This window comes from Intestinimonas butyriciproducens, assembly GCF_016901775.1.
Lineage (GTDB): Bacteria > Bacillota > Clostridia > Oscillospirales > Butyricicoccaceae > Pseudobutyricicoccus.
The window spans coordinates 1-339 of record NZ_JACJKW010000055.1; the positions used below are offsets into that span (position 1 = coordinate 1).

At 50.4% G+C, this 339-nt stretch carries 1 rRNA gene; it reads right to left on the bottom strand.

Features of this window, described 5'->3' with window-relative positions:
* A 16S ribosomal RNA gene (locus tag H6A25_RS12565) occupies positions 1-327 on the bottom strand; the annotation flags it as partial.
* Positions 328-339: the final 12 nt, after the last annotated feature.

Here is a 339-nt window from a genome sequence, read left to right on the forward strand (position 1 = left end):
TGGCCGTTCAACCTCTCAGTCCGGCTACCAATCGTCGCCTTGGTGGGCCGTTACCTCACCAACTAGCTAATTGGACGCGAGGCCATCTTTCAGCAATAAATCTTTGATAACAATGGGATGTCCCATCGCTATGTTATGCGGTATTAGCACATCTTTCGATGTGTTATCCCCCACTGAAAGGCAGGTTCCTCACGCGTTACTCACCCGTCCGCCACTAAGCATTCCCTTCCGTTGTCCGAAAACTCCGTCAGGGGTGCTCCGTTCGACTTGCATGTGTTAGGCATGCCGCCAGCGTTCATCCTGAGCCAGGATCAAACTCTCTAAAAAATTATTCATCAA